This is a genomic window from Deltaproteobacteria bacterium (assembly GCA_005879535.1).
GTDB lineage: Bacteria > Myxococcota > Myxococcia > Myxococcales > 40CM-4-68-19 > 40CM-4-68-19.
Map to the genome: position 1 here is coordinate 1 of VBKI01000104.1, position 15,763 is coordinate 15,763.

At 68.8% G+C, this 15,763-nt stretch carries 9 protein-coding genes and 3 pseudogenes; 7 read left to right on the forward strand and 5 right to left on the reverse strand.

What is annotated here, in order from left to right:
• Together E6J58_23925 and E6J58_23930 are read left to right on the forward strand one after the other, a co-directional pair.
• A partial coding sequence (locus tag E6J58_23925) for a CBS domain-containing protein (GenBank protein TMB31941.1) occupies positions 1–216 on the forward strand: 216 nt, incomplete at its 5' end.
• A 24-nt stretch (positions 217–240) separates the two neighbouring features.
• A pseudogene (locus E6J58_23930) lies at positions 241–636 on the forward strand (long-chain fatty acid--CoA ligase).
• A 171-nt stretch (positions 637–807) separates the two neighbouring features.
• Here the strand turns inward: E6J58_23930 and E6J58_23935 are convergent.
• Positions 808–2,355: pseudogene (locus E6J58_23935) on the reverse strand (chloride channel protein).
• A 97-nt stretch (positions 2,356–2,452) separates the two neighbouring features.
• Here E6J58_23935 and E6J58_23940 point away from each other — a divergent pair.
• From E6J58_23940 to E6J58_23960, 5 genes and pseudogenes are all read left to right on the forward strand, one after another.
• Entirely contained in the window at positions 2,453–2,929 is a 477-nt protein-coding gene (locus E6J58_23940) for a winged helix DNA-binding protein (GenBank protein ID TMB31942.1), read from the forward strand.
• The gene (locus tag E6J58_23945; GenBank protein TMB31943.1) at positions 2,926–4,188 is read left to right on the forward strand and encodes a TolC family protein; all 1,263 of its coding nucleotides are present in this window, start codon (positions 2,926–2,928) and stop codon (positions 4,186–4,188) included. Before E6J58_23940 ends, E6J58_23945 begins: the two co-directional genes overlap by 4 nt.
• Before the next feature lie 10 nt (positions 4,189–4,198).
• Entirely contained in the window at positions 4,199–5,419 is a 1,221-nt protein-coding gene (locus tag E6J58_23950) for an efflux RND transporter periplasmic adaptor subunit (GenBank protein ID TMB31944.1), read from the forward strand.
• Positions 5,416–8,471: pseudogene (locus E6J58_23955) on the forward strand (acriflavine resistance protein B). The gene E6J58_23950 and the pseudogene E6J58_23955 overlap by 4 nt, the downstream one beginning before the upstream one ends.
• Positions 8,468–11,548: a multidrug efflux RND transporter permease subunit gene (locus E6J58_23960; protein ID TMB31945.1), complete on the forward strand. Its 3,081-nt coding sequence runs from the start codon at positions 8,468–8,470 to the stop codon at positions 11,546–11,548. The pseudogene E6J58_23955 and the gene E6J58_23960 overlap by 4 nt, the downstream one beginning before the upstream one ends.
• Positions 11,549–11,579: 31 nt before the next feature.
• On the opposite strand, the gene E6J58_23965 is transcribed toward E6J58_23960, so the two are convergent.
• The 4 genes from E6J58_23965 to E6J58_23980 form a co-directional block, all read right to left on the reverse strand.
• Positions 11,580–12,326, reverse strand: coding sequence for an enoyl-CoA hydratase/isomerase family protein (locus E6J58_23965; protein ID TMB31946.1), 747 nt, complete (start codon positions 12,324–12,326; stop codon positions 11,580–11,582).
• 8 nt (positions 12,327–12,334) lie between these two features.
• Positions 12,335–13,780 (reverse strand): M20/M25/M40 family metallo-hydrolase, encoded by a 1,446-nt coding sequence (locus E6J58_23970; protein TMB31947.1) that lies wholly within the window; start codon positions 13,778–13,780, stop codon positions 12,335–12,337.
• Complete coding sequence (locus E6J58_23975; GenBank protein ID TMB31949.1) at positions 13,666–14,889, reverse strand: amino acid permease; 1,224 nt, start codon at positions 14,887–14,889, stop codon at positions 13,666–13,668. Before E6J58_23975 ends, E6J58_23970 begins: the two co-directional genes overlap by 115 nt.
• An 84-nt stretch (positions 14,890–14,973) precedes the next feature.
• Positions 14,974–15,348, reverse strand: coding sequence for a hypothetical protein (locus tag E6J58_23980; protein TMB31948.1), 375 nt, complete (start codon positions 15,346–15,348; stop codon positions 14,974–14,976).
• Positions 15,349–15,763: the final 415 nt, after the last annotated feature.

The following is a 15,763-nucleotide window of genomic DNA, read 5'->3' on the forward strand; positions in this document are numbered from 1 at the left end:
CTCGACCCGGCTGTGGACCGCACTGCCACTGCGCGGGCGTTCGCGCGGCCCGCGCAGACGCTCCTTGCCGACGACGACCTGGGGACCGCGGTGGAGCGCCTGTCGAGCGCCGGGGTCGCGGAGGCCGTCGTCGTGGACTCGAATGGCAAACCGGTGGGCGTCGTCTCGCGCGAAGGAATTCTCGAAGCCTGGCGTCGGGCGACCGTACCCGGCTGACGTGGCGTCGCACGGGGATCTAAGATGCCCGATATGGACATCTCGCAGCGGTTCAACATCGGGGCCGAGCTGATCGAGCAGAACCTGCGCGCGGGCCGGGGCGACGCGCCCGCCATCTGGTCGGGGGGGAAGATTCTCACCTACCGCGACGTCGAAGCGCTGACGGACCGGCTTGCATCGGCGCTCTTGCGCGCCGGCGTCAAGCCGGAGCAGAGGGTGCTGTTCGTCCTCCCCGACTCGCCCGAGCTCGCCGCCGGGTATCTCGCTGCGATGAAGATCGGCGCGGTGGCCGTGCCCTGCAATCCGCTCCTGCGTTCGGCGGACTACGCCTACTTCGTCGAGGAGAGTCGCGCGCGCCTCGCGCACCGAGACGATCCCGGCGAGAGCGTCGCCTTCCAGCAGCGGAAACGCCGCGTGCTTCGTCGGCGCGATGATCCCAAGAAGATCTTCGTACGGCAGGTCGGCCGGGAGCGACTCCACGCGATCGAGCGCCTGCGCGACGGACAGATCCGCCAGCGCGGGCCCGCCCCGGGAGAGGCGGACGCCCCTCCTCCGCGCACCGATGGTGTAGATGGATCCGCCGAGCGCTCCCTGCACCACCGCCGCCGCGATTCCGCAGGCGACGAGCAGCGGCAGGACGATCTGGTAGCTGCCGGTCAGCTCGAACATCATGAGTACGCCGGTGAGCGGAGCCAGCGTCGCGCCCGCCACGACCGCTCCCATCCCGACGGCGGCATACGCGCCCGGAGAAGATGCGATCCCGGGGAGGGCGGAATGGACCAGGTCGCCGAACGCGCCGCCCAGCATCGCCCCGATGAATACTGCTGGAAAAAAGCTCCCCCCGGGAGACCCGGAACCGAGCGTGAACGAGGTGGCGATCAGCTTGCTTCCCAGCGCGAGCACCAGGGCGCCGAACGCCAGCTTTCCGGCGAGCGCGGCGTTCATCGTCTCGATGCCGGTGCCGAGGACCCTCGGCGCGAGCAGGCCGATACAGCCGACGAGGAGTCCGCCCAGCGCCGCGCGGAGCTCCGGCCGCAGGGGAATGCGCCCGAACTGCTCCTCCACCCCGTGGATCACGCGAATGTAGAGAAGCGCACACAGACCGGCGACCAGCCCGAGGGCCAGATACACCGCGATCTCCGAAGGGTGCTTGAGCGACCACGCGACTGCGCGCAGCTCGGTGCCGCCGCCGAGCAGAGCCCGCGAGGTGGCCACCGCGGTCACGCAGGCGAGCACCACCGGCGCGAATCGGCGAACGTCGAAGTCGGCCAGCACGATCTCCAGGGCAAAGAGCGATCCCGCGAGGGGCGCCTGGAAGGAAGCGGCAATGCCCGCGCCCGCTCCCGCCGCCAGCAGCATCGACGTCTCGCTTCTCGGCAGCGCGAGAAACCGTGACAACGACGAGGCGACGGCGCCCCCGAGATGGACGACGGGGCCTTCCCTTCCCGCGCTGCCGCCGGACCCGATCACCAGGCCAGCGGCGAGCGATTTCCAGACGGCGACACGGCCCTTGATCGGCGCGCCCGGCTTGTGCACTGCCTCGATGACCTCGACGACGCCGTGACCGCCGCTCTCGGGGCTGACGCGGACGATCAGCGCCGCGAACAGCGCGCCCAGCGCGGGGCCGGCGACCCAGGTCCAGCGCGGCGCCCGCAGGAGCATGGCGTACAGTCCGCCGGCGCTCTCGTGGAAGGTGCCGTTGAAGGTGCCGAGCAGAAGGAGCGGATAGTAGAGAGCCAATCCGAGGGCGGCAGCAAGCGCGACGGCGCGGATGCGGTGGACTTCGAAGAGCGGAAGGCGTTTGCGACCCAACGCATCGAGAATCGGCGCGGCGAGCAGCAGGAGCACCGCCATCGCCAGGAACTCCAGATGCCAGTGGGCGGCCCCGAGACGAGCGCGAAAGAGGCCGGTCCAGCGGTCGCGATTCGGACCGAACAGCGACAACGCCACTTCGTTGCCCCGGAAGCCGACCAGCTGCACGAAGCGGAGCGCATTGGCGAAAAGTCCCGCCGCGATGCCTCCGTAGAGGCCGATCACCGCCGCGACCCCCATCACCAGCGCCCGCTCGAACGGAAAGCGCGCCGCCTGACGGCGCAAGGGGCCCGCGGCGCGTTGCCAGAGGGGAATCTGCCCGGCCATCCGAGGCTTGTAGCAGAACGCGCTTTTGTCTCGATTTGTTTCTCCGGCGAACGCGCCCTTGACGGTGCGCCCGGCCGGCAATTAGTTGCCGCAGCAAATGTTGCGCGAGCAAGAATACGTAGGCCTCCTCATCGCGGTGGCACAGCGCACCGTCAAGGTCGCGGCTCAGCGCCACGCGCGCACGCTGGGGCTGACGGCGCGGCAATTCTGGTTCCTCAACGCCGCGCGCGAGCTTTCCGGAGCGTCGCTCGGCGAGATCGCGCGCCGGCAGCGGATGGATGCTCCCACCGCCTCGCGCCTCGCGGAAAGTCTGGCCCGCCGCGGACTGCTGCGCACCGCGCACGACGACCGCGACCGACGGGCGCTCCGCGTCCTGCTCACTCCGGCAGGAGGGAGGTTGGCGGAGAAGATCGCTCCCCTCGCGGCATCGGTGCGCAACGCGGTGGTGCAGGGCATCTCGCGGCGCGAGCAGCAGGCCCTGAAAACGTACTTGCGCAAGGTGATCGCCAACCTCGAGATGTTCGCGACCAAGGCCGGCGGCGAACGCGATGTGCACGGTGGAGGCGCCGCATGATCGGCGTCGTCTTCGCGCTCCTTGCCGCTGGCCGCATCGTCACGCTCGACGACGCCGTCCAGTCCGCCCGTGAGCATCAACCCCAGCTGCGCCAGGCCCGCGCCAACACCGCGGCGGCCGGCGCCCGCGCCCGCGAGGCGTTGGCTCCGCTGCTTCCGCAGCTCAGTGCAACTGCCGGTTACAACCGCCGGATCGCGAGCGGCGGCGGTACCGTCGCCACCAGCACCAACACCGGCGTCATCTCCTCTACGCAGAACTCGTTCTCCGACAGCGTCACCGCCCAGGTTCTGGTCTTCGATTTCGGATCGCAGTTCAATCGGTTCCGGTCGGCGCAAGCGCAGTCCGACGCGCAAGCCGCCACCGAGCGCGCGACCGCGCTCCAGATCGACTTCAACGTCCGTGCCGCGTACTTTGACACCAGGGCGAACGCCGCCCTCGCACAGGTGGCGCGTGAGAACCTCGACAACCAGATCCGGCACCTGCAGCAGACCGAGGGCTTCGTCCAGGCCGGTACCCGGGCGGAGATCGATCTGGTGCAGGCGCGCACAGATACCGCGAACGCCCGGGTGGCGCTGATCAACGCAGACAACGCGTATCAGACTTCCAAGCTGAACCTGAACGCCGCGATGGGTGTGCAAGGCCCCACCGATTACGATGTCGCCGACACGCAGGCGCCTCCGGTCCTTGGCGAGGACGGCGCGCTCGATGCGCTGCTCGAAGAGGCGAATCGAGCGCGGCCGGAGGTGCAGTCGCTGGAGTCCCAGATCCGCGCAGATCAGCTCACGGTGAGCTCCCTCCACGGTCAGTACTTGCCCTCGGTCGGCGTCAACGCGGGATTCATCCAGTCGGGGCAGTCGCTCGATCAGCTCGGCTGGCGGCTCGGCGCCGGCGTCTCCTTGACGTGGAACATCTTCGAAGGCGGCTTGACGAGGGCGCAGGTCAGCGAGGCGGAGGCAAACGTGATCGCGGCGGTGGCGCAGCTCGACCTGCAGCGCCAGCAGATCCGTTCCGACGTCGACGGCGCGCGGCTGGCGGTGCGCGCCGCCAAGGAATCGCTCAGCGCCACGCAGGAAGCGCTGACCAACGCGCGCGAACGCCTCCGACTTGCCGAAGAGCGGTACGCGGTTGGGGTGGGCAGCGCCATCGAGCTGGGCGATGCGCAGATAGCGCTGGCGCAGGCTGCCGCGCAGGCGGTGCAGGCGGACGACAAGCTCTCCACGGCGCGGGCGCAACTGCTTCGCGCATTGGGACGGCAATAGGAGCGCGGGCATGCGGGATCGGAAAATCCTCCTCGTCGTCGTCGCTGTGGTGGCCATCGCCGCCATCGGCTTCTTCGTCTATCGCCGCAGCACACAGAAGAAGCAGGCCAGCGCGCAGCGCGACCAGGCGCAGGCCGCCGCGCGAGTCATCCCCGTCGTCGCCGCGGCGGTCCAGCGGCGGGACGTTCCCATCTACCTCGACGGGCTCGGCAACGTGACCGCGTTCAAGACCGTCACCGTCCGCTCGCAGGTGGACGGGCTGCTGCAGGAGGTGCTCTTCCGCGAAGGACAGCCGGTCAAGTCGGGCGAAATCCTGGCGCGCATCGATCCGCGGCCGTTCCTCAACCAGCTCCGCCAGGCTGAAGGCGCTCTGGCCCGCGATACGGCGCAGCTCCAGGCAGCGAAAGTCAACCTCGAGCGGTACAAGCAGCTCGCTGCGAAGAAGCTGATTCCACAGCAGCAGGCCGACGACCAGGCGGCCATGGTCGGGCAACTCGAGGGGACCGTGCAAGTCGACCGGGCGACGATCCAGTCGGCGAAGCTCAGCCTGGACTACGCAAGCATCAAGTCTCCGATCGAGGGCGTCAGCGGCGTGCGGATCGTCGATCCCGGCAACCTGGTGCACGCCTCCGACACCAACGGGCTGGTGGTGATCACGCAGCTCGACCCGATCACCGTCCTTTTCAGCCTTCCCCAGGACGAGCTGCCGCGTGTGATGCGCGAGCTGCAGGCGGGACAGATGACGGTGGAGGCCTGGAGCCGCGACGGCTCGCAGAAGCTCTCCACCGGCCAGCTCGCCCTGGTGGACAACCAGATCAACGCCGCCACCGCCACGCTCCGGCTCAAGGCGGTCTTTCCCAACCCGCAGCGGCTGTTGTGGCCGAACCAGTTCGTCAAGGCGCGCCTCTTGCTCACCACCCGCAAGGACGCGCTGGTGGTGGCGTCGACCGTACCGCAGCGCGGTCCCGACGGAACGTTCGCGTACGTCATCCAGCAGGACCAGACCGTACAGCCGCGCAACATCGAGATCGACCACACCGAAGGAGAGATGGCGATCGTCGCCAAGGGCTTGACCGAAGGCGAGCAGGTGGTGGTCGACGGTCAGAACCAGCTTCGCGCCGGCAGCAAGGTCGCCGCGCGGCAGGCGGGGCAGCCCGCTCGGACGCAGCGTGAGGGAGAGGGGCCACGCGCCGATTCGCCGCGCTCCACCCCTCGCGGACCCCGGCCGTGAGCATTTCCGAACCCTTCATCCGGCGGCCGGTCGCAACCGCTCTGCTCACGGTCGGCCTTCTGCTGGCCGGGATGATCGGGTATCGGGAGCTGCCGGTCAGCGCGCTGCCGCAGGTGGAATATCCGACCATCCTCGTCTCCACGCTGCTTCCCGGCGCCAGCGCCGAGACGATGTCTTCGGCGGTGACGACGCCACTCGAGCGGCAGTTCGGGCAGATGCCTGCGCTGGCGCAGATGACGTCGATCTCCAGCTTCGGAACCTCGCAGATCACCCTGCAGTTCGAGCTCGACCGCAGCATCGACGCCGCCGAGCAGGACGTGCAGGCTGCCATCAACGCGGCGTCGAACCTGCTTCCCCGCACCCTTCCCGCCCCGCCGACGTACTCGAAGAGCAATCCCGCCGACCAGCCGGTGCTGACCCTGTCGGTGTCGTCGAAATCGCTTCCGCTCGACCAGGTGAACGACGCCGCGGACAGCATCCTGGCCCAGAAGATCTCGCAGGTCTCCGGCGTCGGCCTCGTCACCATCAACGGCGCACAGAAGCCCGCCGTGCGCGTGCAGGCCGACCCGGCGGCGCTCGCCGGCGCCGGCCTCACCCTCGAAGACGTGCGCGCCGCGCTCGCCGCCAGCAACGTGAACCAGCCCAAGGGCAACCTCGACGGCCCGCGCCGCGACTACATGCTCGCGACGAACGACCAGCTCGCACGCGCAGAGTCCTTCCGCCCCCTGATCATCGCCTACAAAGGCGGCGCACCGGTCCGGCTGGACGAGGTGGGAGACGTGATCGACGGAGTGGAGAACGCGCAGCTCGCCGGTTGGGCCAACCGCGACCGCGCCATCATCCTCAACGTCCAGCGGCAGCCCGGCGCGAACGTGATCCAGACCGCCGATCGGGTGAAGGGGCTCCTCCCACAGCTCAAGGCCACGCTCTCGCAGGGCATCGACGTGAACATCGTCGCCGACCGGACCGAGACCGTGCGCGCGTCCGTCGACGACGTCCAGTTCACGCTCGTCCTCACCATCGTCCTGGTGGTGGCGGTCATCTACGTGTTCCTCCGCTCGCTGCGCGCCACGATGATCCCCGGCGTGGCGGTGCCGCTCAGCCTGATCGGCACCTTCGGCGTGATGTACCTGTGCGGCTACTCGCTCAACAACCTCTCGCTGATGGCTACATCGAGGAGGGCGATCCGCCCTTCGAGGCGGCGCTCAAGGGCGCGAAGCAGATCGGGTTCACCATCGTCTCGCTGACGGTGTCCCTGGTCGCGGTGCTGATCCCGCTCCTCTTCATGGGCGGCATCATCGGCCGGCTCTTCCGCGAGTTCGCCGTCACGCTCTCCATCGCCATCGGCGTGTCGGCGATCCTCTCGCTCACCTTGACCGCGATGATGTGCGCGCACCTGCTCAAGCCGCACGACGAATCGAAGGAGACCCGTTTCAACCGGTGGACGGAGCGGCAATGGGAAAGGCTCGCGCGTCTGTACGATCGCGGGGTGAGCTGGGTGCTCGATCACCAGCCGCTCACGCTCGCCGTCACCGTGGGCACCCTGGCCTTGACCTTCCTGCTCGCCCTGGTGGTCCCGAAGGGCTTCTTTCCCCAGCAGGACACGGGCCTGATCCTGGGTATCTCCGAGGGTTCGCCGGACGCCTCGTTCCTCCGGATGGTGGATCGGCAACGCGCGCTAGCCGACGTGGTGCTGCAGGATCCCGACGTCCAGGCACTGGCCTCCTTCATCGGCGCCGACGGCACCAACCCCACCACCAACAGCGGACGCCTCAACATCACCCTCAAGCCGCGCAGCCAGCGGAGCGCCAGCGCCGCGGAGATCATTGCGCGCCTGCAACCCCGGGTGGCGGAGGTCGAAGGCGTCCAGCTCTTCCTCCAGCCGGTGCAGGACCTCCAGATCGAGACGCGCACCAGCCGCACCCAGTTCCAGTACACGCTGGAGGACGCGAACCCGGCCGAGCTGGCGGAGTGGGGGCCCAAGGTCGTGCAGCAGCTGCGGACCCTGCCCGAGCTGCGCGACGTGACCAGCGATGCGATGTCCTCAGGCCTGAAGGAGACGCTCACCATCGACCGCGACACGGCCGCGCGGCTGGGAATCCTTCCGCAGACCATCGACGACACGCTCTACGACGCTTTCGGCCAGCGCCAGGTATCGACCATCTTCACGCAGCTCAACCAGTACCGGGTCATCCTCGAGGTGCGTCCCGAGGACCAGCAGGACCCGACGGCCTTGCAGCGCATCTATCTCAAGGCGCAGACCGGCGACGCAGTGCCGCTGAGCGCGTTCTCGCGCTTCGAGCCGGGAACTTCTCCCCTCACCATCAATCACCAGGGGCAGTTCCCCTCCGCGACCATCTCCTTCAACCTCGCTCCCGGAGCCGCCCTCGGCGAGGCGGTGGATGCCATCGGCCGCGCGGAGGCGGAAATCGGGCTGCCGCAAGGAGTCCGCGCCGACTTCTCTGGCACCGCGCAGGCGTTCCAGCAGTCGCTCGCCTCCGAGCCGGTGCTGATCCTCGCCGCGTTGATCACGGTCTACATTGTGCTCGGCGTACTCTACGAGAGCTACATCCACCCGGTGACCATCCTCTCGACGCTGCCCTCCGCGGGCGTCGGCGCCCTGCTCGCGCTCATCCTCTGCCGGACCGACTTCTCCGTCATCGCTCTGATCGGCATCATCCTGCTGATCGGGATCGTGAAGAAGAACGCGATCATGATGATCGACTTCGCGCTGGAGGCCGAGCGCGACCAGGGGATGACGCCGCGCGAGGCCATCCACCAGGCGTGCCGGCTCCGCTTCCGGCCGATCATGATGACCACCATGGCCGCGTTGCTGGGAGGCATTCCCCTCGCACTGGGCACCGGGACGGGGAGCGAGCTGCGGCGGCCGCTGGGCATTTCCATCGTGGGCGGCCTGCTCATCTCGCAGGTGCTGACGCTGTACACGACTCCCGTCGTGTACCTCTACATGGGACGGCTGGGAGCGTGGCTGGGCCGCGGCCGCAAGGGGAAGCCGGCGGAGTCGATGCCGGCCGAGGCGCCCGCGTCATGAACGTCTCGGCGCCGTTCATCCGCCGTCCGGTGGCGACCACGCTGCTCGCCATCGCCGTGGTCCTCGCGGGCAGCGCCGCGTACACGCAGCTTCCAGTGGCGCCTCTGCCGCGCGTCGACAATCCCACCATCAACGTCAACGCCGGGCTTCCCGGGGGCAGTCCGGAAACGATGGCCTCCGCCGTGGCGACGCCCCTCGAGCGCCGCTTCGGCCGCATCGCAGGAATCACCGAGATCACCTCCGCCAGCACCCTGGGGCAGACGCAACTGACGCTGCAGTTCGATCTCGATCGCGACGTCGATTCCGCCGCGCGCGACGTCCAGGCCGCAATGAATGCCGCCGCCGGGGATCTTCCGCCGAACCTGCCCAGCCGGCCCAACTATCGCAAGGCAAACCCCGCCGACGCGCCGATCCTGATCGTGGCGCTCACTTCCACGACGCTACCGATGGGCCAGGTGTTCGACACGGCGAACACCATCCTTGCCCAGAAGATCTCGCAAGTCTCCGGCGTGGGGCAGGTGACGGTGGGCGGCGGGCAGCAGCCGGCGGTGCGCGTTTCCGTCGACCCATCGGCGCTCGCCGGCGTCGGCCTCTCGATGGAGGACGTCCGCTCGGCCCTCTCCACCGCCACCGCCAACTCGCCCAAAGGGGCGTTCTCCGGGGAGTCGCAGACCCGCAGCATCGCCGCCAACGACCAGCTCACCAAGGCAGCGCAGTACCGGCCACTGATCATCGGCTACAACAACGGCGCGCCCGTGCGCCTCTCCGACGTGGCACGGGTCAGCGACGACGTCGAGAACCAGCGCGCCGCGGGTTGGGTGGATGGCCGGCGCGCCATCCCGGTGATCATCCGGCGGCAGCCGGGCGCCAACATCATCGAGGTGATCGACCGCGTGAAGGCGCTGATCCCGGAGCTGACGCGCTCGATCAATCCCGCCATCGACGTCACCATCGCGCTGGACCGCAGCACCACCATCCGCGCTTCGGTCGTCGACGTGGAGCGCACCCTCCTCATCAGCATCGGGCTGGTGGTGCTGGTGGTGTTCCTCTTCCTGCGCAACGTGCGGGCCACCGCCATCCCCAGCGTAGCGGTGCCGCTCTCGCTGATCGGCACCTTCGGTGCGATGTACCTGTGCGGCTACAGCCTCGACAACCTGTCGCTGATGGCGCTGACCATCTCCACCGGCTTCGTGGTGGACGACGCCATCGTGGTCACGGAGAACGTCTCCCGGTTCATCGAGGCCGGCGACTCGCCGATGCAGGCTGCGTTCAAGGGAGCCAAGCAGATCGGCTTCACCATCGTGTCGATCACGGCGTCGCTGCTCGCCGTGTTCATCCCGATTCTGTTGATGGGCGGGCTGGTGGGCCGGCTCTTCCGCGAGTTCGCGGTGACGCTCTCGATCGCCATCGCCATCTCGGCGGTGGTGTCGCTGACCGTCACTCCGATGATGGCCTCGCGCATGCTGAAGCACGACCGCGAGGTGAAGCACGGCCGCCTGTACCGCGCCTCGGAAGGCGCCTTCAACTGGATGCGCGACACGTACGGCAGCGCGCTCCGCTGGGTGCTCGAGCACGAGTGGCTGATGCTCGCTGCCACGGGCGCCACCATCGCCTTCACCGTCTATCTCTACGTGGTCATTCCCAAGGGCCTCTTTCCGCAGCAGGACACCGGCTCGCTGGCAGGTGGCTCGCAGGCGCCGCAGGACATCTCGTTTCCGGCGATGAAAGCGCGGACCGAGGCGCTCAACGAGGTGCTCGCCCAGGATCCGAACATCGAGCACTTCGTTTCCTTCATCGGACAGGGAAATACGGGCTTCTTCTTCATCCAGCTCAAGCCCTGGGGCGTGCGGAAGCTCACCGCCGACCAGGTGGTCGGGGCGCTGCGGCCCAAGCTCGCGCGCGTGCCCGGCATCAACCTCTTCCTGCAGAACGTCCAGGACGTGCGCCTGGGCGGCCGCCTTTCCAGCGCGCAGTACCAGTACACGCTGGTAGACGCGAACCTCGACGAGCTGACGAAGTGGGCGCCGGGCGTGCTGGAGAAGCTGCGCTCCCTTCCCCAGCTCCGCGACGTGAATACCGACCAGCAGACACAGGGGCTCCGCCTCGACATCACGGTGGATCGGGATACCGCGGCGCGGCTCGGCATCACCCCCCAGGTGATCGACGACACGATCTACGACGCCTTCGGTCAGCGCCAGGTCGCCACCATGTACACGCAACTGAACCAGTACCGGGTGGTGCTGGAGGTGAAACCGGAATTCCAGGTGACTCCGGCGCAGGTGCAGATGCTGTACGTTCGGACGCCCACCGGCGCCCAGGTGCCGCTCAGCGCCCTCGCGAAGATCACCGAGGCGTCGCAGGCACTGAGCGTCAACCACCAGGGACAGTTCCCGGCCGTGACGCTCTCGTTCAACCTGGCCCCGGATGCCTCGCTGGGACAGGCGGTGACGGCGATCGATCGGGCGACGAGGGAGATCGGGCTTCCGGCAAGCGCGCGGGGATCGTTCCAGGGTACGGCGCAGGCGTTTCAGCAGTCGCTGGCGAGCGAGCCTTTCCTGATCGCCTTCGCGCTGGTGGCCGTCTACATCGTGCTGGGGGTGCTCTACGAGAGCTACGTGCACCCCATCACCATCCTTTCCACCCTGCCCTCCGCAGGCGTCGGCGCGCTGATCGCGCTGTTCGTGGTGAACACGGAGTTCAGCATCATCGCGCTGATCGGAATCATCCTCCTCATCGGCATCGTGAAGAAGAACGCGATCATGATGATCGACTTCGCCATCGAGGCGGAACGCGAGGAAGGCCTCTCCACGGTCGAAGCCATCTACAAGGCGTGTCTCTTGCGCTTCCGGCCGATCCTCATGACCACTCTCGCCGCCCTGCTTGGCGGCGTCCCGCTGGCCATCGGCCACGGCGCCGGCGCCGAGCTGCGGCAGCCCCTCGGCATCACCATCGTGGGCGGCCTGCTCTTCTCGCAGATGCTCACGCTCTTCACCACGCCGGTGATCTACGTCGCCCTCGACCGCTTCACCCGAAGGCAACGCGCCCACGCGCTTCCGGCTCCACAACCGACTGCGTGAGCTCAGCCTCGTGCATCTGCAGACTCAAGACTTACTTCTTTTTCAGGCGGGCTACGGTCTCGCCGAGGCGGCGCTGGGAGTCCGGGGCGAACCAGGTCTCCAGCCAGCGTTCCGCTTCGGCAGCTTCGTTCGCGCGCGCTGCCGCCGCGACGGGGCGGCGCAGCGATTCCTTCACCATCCGGACTCCGGCAGGGGGCAACGCGGCGAGCATCGCCGCGCGCTCCAGCGCGCGCGGAAGCAGCTCGGTTTCCGCGGCGACCTCGTGCAAGAGCCCGAGCTGGAGCGCCTCGCGCGGCGAGACCAGCCGTCCTTCCAGCGCGAGCACCGCCAGCGAAGGACCGGGCACCTGCCAGCGCAGGGTCTCCACCACCAGGGAAGGCAGCCCGATCCCGAGCTGCGCCTCGTTGAGCCCGATGCGCGCCGAATCGCGATCGACGCCGATGCGCACGTCAGCCTGGAGCGCGAGGACGCAACCACCGGCGACCGCATGCCCGTTGACGGCGGCAACGACCGGGATGGGCACCTCGAATGCGCGCATCATCAGGGCGTCGAAGCGGAAGATGAACGATCGCATCCGCGCGCGGTCGAGGCCGACCAGCGCGGGGAGATCGAGGCCGGCGCTGAACGCCGACCCCTGGCCGGTGATCACCGCTGCTCGCGACTCGCTGAGCTGCGCGAGCAGCGACTCGAGGCGGTCGAGGAGCTCGGGCCCGATGGCATTGGCCTTTCCGTTCTCCAGCCGCAACAACGCGACGTTGCCATGGCGTTCGATACGCATCGCTTCATTCACCTCCCCACGACTGACGGGGCTTGCGGGATCGATTGGTTTCCGGCCGCGTCCGCCGTCGCCACGGCGAAGAACCAGTCGTCGGTGGTCACCGAGGGCAGCGTCACCTCCGTCACCTTCCCCAGCGACTGCGCGCGTTCCCAGACCACTCCGTCGGCGGGCCGCCGGTAGAGGATCACCTCGGCGATTCGCGCGTCCGGCGACAGCTTCCAGCGCAGCTTCGCATCGGGCGACACGGCGCCCGCCAGCGTCACCTCCTGCGGCGGCGGCGGCGCAAACGACAGCGAGGCGATGGCCGCCCCCAGCGCCCGGCACATGCGGGCTGCGTACGCGGCGTCGAAGCGCCAGAGCTCGTCTCCGAACCGGACGCCGTTCTCGGTGCGCGGTGTCTGGTGCTGTCCGCGGTAGTTCTCCCGCGCCTCGCTCAGGCGGAGGGCGGGGAATCCCTCGCGCGCAAACGACATGTGATCGCTCCCGCGCGCGATCCGGTCCCGCCGCAGGATCACGCGCAGGCGCAGGCTGGGCACGTACAGCTCGCCGGTGCGCTGGACGTAGCGCGCCCAGTCCCGGGCGGCGCTGTCGTTCTCGTTTCCCACCGCCAGCCGCAGCTTCTTCTGCGCCTCCGACTCCGTCTCCGGCGTTCCTTCGGAAAAGAGGCGCGCCACCGTCGCATCGCGGACGCCGTCCTGGCCTTCGCTGTTCCCGGCGATGTCCACGCTGGCCATCGCCACCACCTCCACGCCTTCCGACTTCAGCCGCCGTGCGAGGTGCTGCGATCCGATCAGGCCCTGCTCCTCGCCGGCGACCGCGACGAGATACACCGTCAGCGCCGGGGATTCGTCCTTGAGCGCGTTCGCCAGCTCCAGCGCCATCGCGGTGCCACTGGCGTCGTCGATCGCTCCCGGCGCGTCGGCCTTCGGGTCCATCACGTCGCTGGGCATCGAGTCGTAGTGCGCCGTCATCACGATCGCCTGTTTGGAGCGCGCTGAATCCGATCCCGGCAGGATCACGCCGACATTCACGATCTCTACTGCCGACGGAATGCGCTTCCCATCGGGCTGCGCGGTGAAGCGATCCTCGAACGGTTTCAGCCTCGACCCTTTGGCGATGGCAGAGAACTCGGCCGCGAGCCATTCGCGCGCCGGCACGATCCCGCGGCCGGGCGCCTGCGTACCGGAGAGCGTGTGCCGGGTCCCGAATTCCGTCAGACGCTTCACGGTGGCCTCCAGGCGCGCCGCATCGATGCGGCGCACCATGGCCTCGACCCTCGGGTCGCGCCGCTCCTGCGCGAACGCCGGCACCGCCAGCAACAAGGCCACCGCAAGACCCTTCATGGAGTCCTCCGCCAGAGGAGGTAGACGGGAAGACCCACCAGCGTCAACGCGAGCCCGGTGAAGCTGTGCACAGGATCGCGCGCGAACGTGGAGATGACGACCGCCGCGCATACTGCGATGAAGAGGAGCGTCGTCAGCGGATGGCCGGGCATCCGCACGGGTTCGCCGCGCCGGCGGAAGACGAAGAGGCAGGCTGCGGTGAGGGCGAAGAAGATGAAGTCGATCGACACCACGTAGCGGAGCAGCACCTCGTAGGTTCCCGCCAGGGCCAGCCCGATGGCGACGGCGCCTTGCAGGACGATCGCGGTGACCGGCGCGCGGGTACGCGGGTGCACCCGGGCGACGCCCCGGAAGAAGGCGCCGTCTTCCGCCATCGCGTAGTAGACCCGTGGAGCGGTGAGGATGCTCTGGCTGAGGAAGCCGAGCGAGGAGATGGCGACTCCGGCTCCGATCAGCGCGGCGCCGGAGGGACCGACCACCCGCTCCGCGACATCCATGGCGGGCGCCGCGCTCTGCTCCAGGCCCGCCTTCCCCAGCACCCTGAGGCACGCGATCGCCACGCCGGCGTACAAGGCGACCACGCCGAGGACGCCGGCGATGAGCGCCCGGGGGAGATCGCGGCGAGCGTCCTTCATCTCGCCGGCGACGAAGCAGGCGGTCTGGAAACCGCCGTAGGAAAAGAGCACGGGTACCAGCGCCGCCACGAAGCTCGTCCCGCTCTTTGGACGGTCGAACGCGGCAGAAGGCGCCCCCGCGAACCCGATGGCGACCAGCGTGGCGATGGCCGCGATCTTCAGCACCATCAACGCGCTCTGCACGCGAGCGCCGGCAGCAACGCCCAGGCAATTGACGAGAGTCAGGACGGACATCACCAGCGCCGCGAGGGCGCCTTCCGGAAGCCCGATGCCCGTGAGCTGGCGGAAGTATCGGGCGAAGGTCATCGCGCAGACCGCCATTCCCCCCGTCTGGATCACGACCAGGAGCGCCCACCCGTAGAGAAATCCGACCGCCGGATGCCAGGCCTCGCGCAGGTACACGTACTGCCCGCCAGCGAAGGGCCGCTGCCGGGAAAGAGCGGCGTAGACGAACGCGCCGAGCAGCGCGACGACGCCTCCCAGAAGCCAGGCGCCGATCATCTCCGCGCTCGTCGTGGTCAGGGAAGCGACGATGGCGGGAGTGACGAAGATGCCGGATCCGACGATGCCGCCCATCACCACCATGGTGGCGTCGAACAGGCCGATGCGTCGCGCCAGCCGTTCCTCGGACACCGCCAGCGTCTATCATGGCGCGCTGGCCTCAGATGATCAGGGCACTCGTGGCGTCATCTGTTTTTGTGTGGCGAGCGCCTTCTCCGCCCTCGCGGACAGCTCCGCGCTCTGCTGCAGGAGCTTCTCGGCCGCCCGGACCGCTTGCGGCGTCGGGGCCAGGTCCGTCGACTCCAGCAGACTGTAGAGGGCGCCGAGGCGGGCGTTCCAGGGTACCAGCGCGGGCTGCGGCTCCTCCACCAAGGGCTTGCGCTCCTCCGCAGATCCCTCCAGCGCGGCGAGAGCGGCGTCATCGGGACGATCGTTCCGCAGCCGTCGAACCTGCTCGACGAGGCGCGTGTTGCGATCGAGGGCCTCCGCCAGCCGCTGCGAGAGCGCGAACTGCTGCCGGAGCCCTGCTTCCGGCGTTTTCACGCGCGGGTCCATCCGGACCGTCAGCGGTCACGTCAGCGACCGGCCTGCAGCGGTGAGACGAACCGTGTACTGGCCGGGCAGCGCCCAAGGTCCGCGCGGCTCCTTCGGCGTATCGCGCGGCACCGCGGCGATCGAATAGCCGCCCTCGAGCGCCACCGGCGCCGGCCAGTGCAGGTCCCAGACGAAGCGGTGCAATCCCGCATCGGAGGAAGGACGCCGCGCTGGACGGATCCACCAGCGCGGCACGTTCCCGTCGTCGGTAACGGGCTCCGTCCGATCGCCGCTGGAGAAGCGACGCACCACCTTTCCGCCCCCATCGAGGATCTCGATCGTCACCTCGGAGCCGGCCTTGAGGAGGTAGTCGATGATCGCGCCGTCGGGCGGGTCCTCGCCCCTCGGCTCGTCCGGCGGCATG

Bases quoted from the DNA above. Each gene is read 5' to 3' on its own strand.
- E6J58_23970 (TMB31947.1), bottom strand. From the start codon at position 13,780: ATGCGCGGCGGTCGTCATCTCCACGTTCGCGCGCGATCCTGTGCACAG.
- E6J58_23975 (TMB31949.1), bottom strand. From the start codon at position 14,889: ATGGTGGTGATGGGCGGCATCGTCGGATCCGGCATCTTCGTCACTCCC.
- E6J58_23945 (TMB31943.1), top strand. From the start codon at position 2,926: ATGATCGGCGTCGTCTTCGCGCTCCTTGCCGCTGGCCGCATCGTCACG.
- E6J58_23960 (TMB31945.1), top strand. From the start codon at position 8,468: ATGAACGTCTCGGCGCCGTTCATCCGCCGTCCGGTGGCGACCACGCTG.
- E6J58_23965 (TMB31946.1), bottom strand. From the start codon at position 12,326: ATGCGTATCGAACGCCATGGCAACGTCGCGTTGTTGCGGCTGGAGAAC.
- E6J58_23950 (TMB31944.1), top strand. From the start codon at position 4,199: ATGCGGGATCGGAAAATCCTCCTCGTCGTCGTCGCTGTGGTGGCCATC.
- E6J58_23940 (TMB31942.1), top strand. From the start codon at position 2,453: ATGTTGCGCGAGCAAGAATACGTAGGCCTCCTCATCGCGGTGGCACAG.